Below are 4,386 nucleotides of genomic sequence, written 5' to 3'. Positions count from 1 at the left end.
CGGCGGAGGTTCGGTGGAGGACCTCTGGCCGTTCAACGACGAGGCCTTGGCCCGCGCCGTGGCGGCCTGCGTCATCCCGCTGATCAGCGCCGTCGGCCACGAGACCGACACCACCCTCATCGACTTCGTGTCGGACCGCCGCGCGCCGACGCCGACCGCCGCCGCCGAGATGGCGACCCCGGTGCTGGCCGACCTGAAGGCGGCGGTGAGCGACCTGAGCGCGCGAATGCACCGCTGCGGCGGGCGCGCCGTGGAGGATCGCCGCGGGCGCGTGGAGGCCGCCGGCCGGGCGCTGGGACGCCTGCCGGACCTGCTGCGGCTGGCCGAGCAGCGCTTCGACATCGTCTCCGGCCGGCTGGCGGCGGGGCTTGCGCGCAACGCCGCGGCCCATGAGCGCGAGCTGGTGCGGGTCTCGGCGCGCCTGACGCCGCTATTGCTCCAGCGGCCGCAGGCGGTGCAGCGCCAGCGGCTGGACGGGGTCGCCCAGCGCCTGCAGCCGGGCGTCCTGCGCGCCCTCGAGCGCGCCGGCGAGCGGTTCGGCGCGCTCTCCAAGCTCTATGCCTCCGTCGATCCGGAGCGGCCGCTGCAGCGCGGCTTCGCCCGCGTCACCCGCGTCGACGGCTCCATCGTCCATGCGGGCGCGGTGCTGGCCTCGGGCGAGGAGGTGGCGATCAAGTTCGGCGACCAGGTGACCCGCCAGGCGGTGATCGATGGGTCCGGCGGCGAGGCGGCCGCCGCAAAACCCGCCCGCGGCAAGCCGAAAGCCAGTCCCGTCGCGCAGGGCGACCTGTTCTGAGGCCGACCCCTGTTCTGGGACGGGCCCCCGCGCTAAATAGTGGGCGATGAACGCTCACGACCGCGATTTCGCCGGCTCCGACCTGGCCAGGCTGCACTACGGCGACGGCGACTTCGCGGTGCTGAAGCCCGGCCGCTACGTGATCTGCGCGGTCACCGGCCTGAAGATCCCGCTGGAGCAGCTCCGTTACTGGAGCGCCCCCCTGCAGGAGGCCTACGCCGGCCCGGCCGAGGCGCTGCAGCGCTGGCGCGAGACGAACGGCTAGGCCGCACCGCGCTTGTAGATCTCGTTCGGCCAGCGCTTGTGCACCCAGAACCACTCGGCGGGGCGTTCGCGCACCCGATCCTCGATGAAGGCGTTGACCCGCCGCACGCCCGCCTCGATATCGGCGTTGCGGTCGCCGGTGTCGGTGAGCCGGATCGGCTCGTGCACCACCACGCGGAAGCGGGCCTTGTGCTTGCGCTGCACGCTCATCGGCTGCAGCGGGACGCCGAACCGCAGGGCGAAACTGGAGGGGCCAGGCGCGGTGTGGGCCATCACGCCGAACAGCGGGGCGGCGACGCCGCCATTGAACTTCTGGTCGTTCATCAAGGCCACGGACTCGCCGCGCGAGAGCGCCCGCAGGAGCTCGCGGGCCCCGTCCGTGCCCTTCGGCGCGAACAACCGCACGCCGTAGCGCCAGCGGCTCTTGCGGATGCGCTCGTCGACGAAGGGGTTGTTGGTGGCGCGGTAGGTGATCTGGCAGGTGATGCCCGAATGGATGATCACCGCCGGCATGATCTCGAAGCTCGAGAAGTGGCCGGAGATGAAGATCACCGGCCCGGCCCCATCGCGGATCGCCGCCAGCCGCTCGGCGCCCACCACTTCGACTCGGGAAGGGTCGGCGATGATCCGGTCGAGGATCAGGAACTCGGCGGCCCAGCGGCCTGCGTGGCCCCACTGTTCGTCCAGCAGGCGGGCGATCTCCTGGTCGGGCGCGTCCGGAAAGGCGATCCGCAGGTTGCGTTCCGCCACGCGGTGCGCGCTGGTCAGCGGACCGAAGGTGCGAAAGAACCTGGCGCCAAAATCGGACACTGCGTCGATGGGGAAGATGCGCGCCAGCAGGGCTACGGCGCCATAGGCCCAGGCCTCGATCCGCCACAGGATGTTCTGTCGCCCCTGCGCCGGTGATTCCGTCATGCTCCTCTAGTACGGCTCACCCTGTGACCCTGGCAACGCGCGGATTGGCGCGAGGCTTGCGGCGGGCTCGGCGCGCCGTCCCGTACCGGGACATGCGCCTTGAGGAGAACGGGCGTCGCGTCATGATGGATGTGATCGATATTCATCTGGGTCGTCGGCTTCGCCGCCGCCGCCGGATCCTGGGCCTGACCCAGCAGCAGCTCGCCAGCGCCTGCGGCGTGCGCTTCCAGCAGATTCAGAAGTACGAATGCGCCGCCAATCGCATGTCGGCGGCCCGCCTTTGGCAGCTGTCCGAGGTGCTGGAGGTGCCGGTGAGCTACTTCTACGAGGGCCTGTCGGTGGACGGCCCCGCGCAGGAGGACCCCGAGCCCCCGGAGCCGGTGGCGGGCAAGGAGACCAAGGCCTTGATCCGCGCCTTCACGAACCTGAGCGAACGGCCGCGCCAGCGGCTCTTGGAGCTGGCGAAGTTCCTCAACGAGAGCGAGCTCGAGCCCACCCGGCACGCGTTCCCCTAAAGGGCGCCAAGGGGTAAAGCGGTCGCATGACCGCCTTATCCCCTGACCGTCTCGCTCCGGATCTTCTCGAAGAGCTCGACAGCTTCCTCATCGAGCTCAACCGCGCGGCGGCGGGGGCCATCCTGCCCCTGTTCCGCGCTGACCACGGCCTGGTGGACAAGGGCGGCGAGCGGGGCTTCGACCCTGTCACCGACGCCGACAAGGGCGCCGAGCGCGCCATCCGCGCCCTGATCTCCGAGCGCTATCCCGCCCACGGCGTCATCGGCGAGGAATATGGCGAGGACCGGCCCGACGCCGAGTTCGTCTGGGTGCTGGATCCCGTGGATGGGACGCGGGCGTTCATCGCCGGCCTGCCGCTCTGGTGCACCCTGATCGGCCTGCGGTGGCAGGGCAGGCCCGTGCTGGGCTCCATCGGCCAGTCGTTCCTTGGCGAGCTCTACATCGGCCACGCTGGCGGCTCGCGCCTGATGACCCGCGGCCAGAGCCGGCCGCTCCGGGTGCGGCCCTGCCCGCAACTCTCCAAGGCCATCATCTCCACCACCGACCCGGCCATCTTCCAGGGCGCGGAACGGGACGCCTGGCGCGCGGTCCGCACCGCGGCGCGGCTGGCGCGCCTGGGCTGCGACGCCTACGCCTACGCCATGGTCGCGGCCGGCACGATGGACCTGGTGCTGGAGACACGCCTGCAGGCCTGGGACATCGACGCGGCGATCCCGGTGATCGCCGGCGCAGGCGGGCTCACCACCGACTGGCGGGGCGAACCGGTGGGCGACCATGGCGGCCAGGTCGCCATCGCCGGCGACCGCGCCTGCCTCGAGCAGGCGCTGGTCGCCCTCGCGGACGCCGCAGCCTAGGTTGAAGGCTCAATCATCTGACCCCCACGATCGTCATCGCCCGGCTTGTCCGGGCGACCCATGAACACCGAATCGCGCAGGCGAGCCCACGGAGCCGCCGTGGTCGCCCTTCGACGCTGAGATCATGGGTGGCCCGGACAAGCCGGGCCATGACGTCACATTAATTGAATCAATGAGTTGGTTGAGTTTCCAACCTAGGGCTTCTTCGGCGCCGCCTTCTTCGCGGGCGGTTTCCTGGCCGCCGCCGGCTTCTTGGTGGCGGCAGGCGTCTTCGCCACCGCGGGCTTCGTCGCCGCAGTGGGGTTTTTCGCCACAGCGGGCTTCTTCGCCGCGGCGGGTTTCGCCGCGGCCTTGGCTGCGGGCGCCTTCTTGGCGGCCGGCGCCTTGGCCGGAGCCTTCTTCACAGCCGGCGCCTTCGCCGCGGCCGGCTTGGCGGCCGCCTTGGCGGGCGGCTTCTTCACCGCTGCGGCCTGGGCGGCCGGCTTCCTCGCCGCAGGCTTCTTGGCCGCCGCAGGTTTCTTCACCGCTACGGCCTTGGGCGCGGGCTTGGCCGCCGCCTTGGCTGCGGGCGCCTTCTTCGCCGCGGGCTTCTTGGCGGCCGGCTTCTTGGCCGTGGCAGGCTTCTTGGCCGCGGCTGGTTTTGCAGCGGCCGGGGTCGGCGTGGCGGGCTTTGCTGTGACCGTCGGGGCCGCGGGCGCCGGCGCCGGCGCCGGAGCAGTGGCCGGTGCGGCCTTGGGCGGCTCGGCGGGGGTCGGCGCGACCCGGCCGGTGAGCGCGTCGAAGGCTCTCAGGAAGATGTTACGCATCGGGTCGGTCTCCATCAGGATTTCGTGAAAAGCGCCGGGGACGTTGATGAACTTTCCCTGCGGCAGGTGACGGGCGGCGGCGGCCTGGGCCGCCGTATCGACAAGCTGGTCGTCCTCGGCAGAGACAATGACCACGGGCACGGTGACGTTCCGCAAGGTGTCGGCCCGGGCGAGGTAGGCGGTGGCGCGCAGGCCGAAGTCGATCCACCCCCAGGTCGGCCCGCCCAGCGCCAGTT

6 protein-coding genes are annotated in these 4,386 nt (G+C 71.3%); 4 read left to right on the top strand and 2 right to left on the bottom strand.

The features are described from left to right. The coding region (locus JWP28_RS07830) for an exodeoxyribonuclease VII large subunit (protein WP_299541785.1) at positions 1-796 on the top strand (796 nt) is incomplete at its 5' end. A 46-nt stretch (positions 797-842) separates the two neighbouring features. Next, on the top strand, positions 843-1,061 hold the full coding sequence (locus tag JWP28_RS07825; protein WP_299541783.1) for a DUF2093 domain-containing protein: 219 nt from the start codon (positions 843-845) through the stop codon (positions 1,059-1,061). Here JWP28_RS07825 and JWP28_RS07820 read toward each other — a convergent pair. Then, positions 1,058-1,975 carry a lysophospholipid acyltransferase family protein gene (locus tag JWP28_RS07820; RefSeq protein ID WP_299541781.1) on the bottom strand — a complete coding sequence of 306 codons (918 nt, stop codon included), beginning with the start codon at positions 1,973-1,975 and terminating at the stop codon, positions 1,058-1,060. The two genes, JWP28_RS07825 and JWP28_RS07820, sit on opposite strands and share 4 nt — an antisense overlap. A gap of 122 nt (positions 1,976-2,097) precedes the next feature. Between JWP28_RS07820 and JWP28_RS07815 the strand changes: the two genes are divergently transcribed. Both JWP28_RS07815 and hisN read left to right on the top strand, forming a co-directional pair. Next, positions 2,098-2,490: a helix-turn-helix transcriptional regulator gene (locus JWP28_RS07815; protein ID WP_299541779.1), complete on the top strand. Its 393-nt coding sequence runs from the start codon at positions 2,098-2,100 to the stop codon at positions 2,488-2,490. A gap of 26 nt (positions 2,491-2,516) precedes the next feature. Further along, the gene (gene hisN / locus JWP28_RS07810; protein ID WP_299541777.1) at positions 2,517-3,344 is read left to right on the top strand and encodes a histidinol-phosphatase; all 828 of its coding nucleotides are present in this window, start codon (positions 2,517-2,519) and stop codon (positions 3,342-3,344) included. Positions 3,345-3,538: 194 nt separating this feature from the next. On the opposite strand, the gene JWP28_RS07805 is transcribed toward hisN, so the two are convergent. Continuing rightward, a partial coding sequence (locus JWP28_RS07805) for an alpha/beta hydrolase (RefSeq protein ID WP_299541775.1) occupies positions 3,539-4,386 on the bottom strand: 848 nt, incomplete at its 5' end.

It is taken from the genome of Phenylobacterium sp., from assembly GCF_028290885.1.
Lineage (GTDB): Bacteria > Pseudomonadota > Alphaproteobacteria > Caulobacterales > Caulobacteraceae > Phenylobacterium.
Note: the sequence above shows the minus strand (reverse complement) of the source record. Positions and strands in the feature narration are given on the sequence as shown.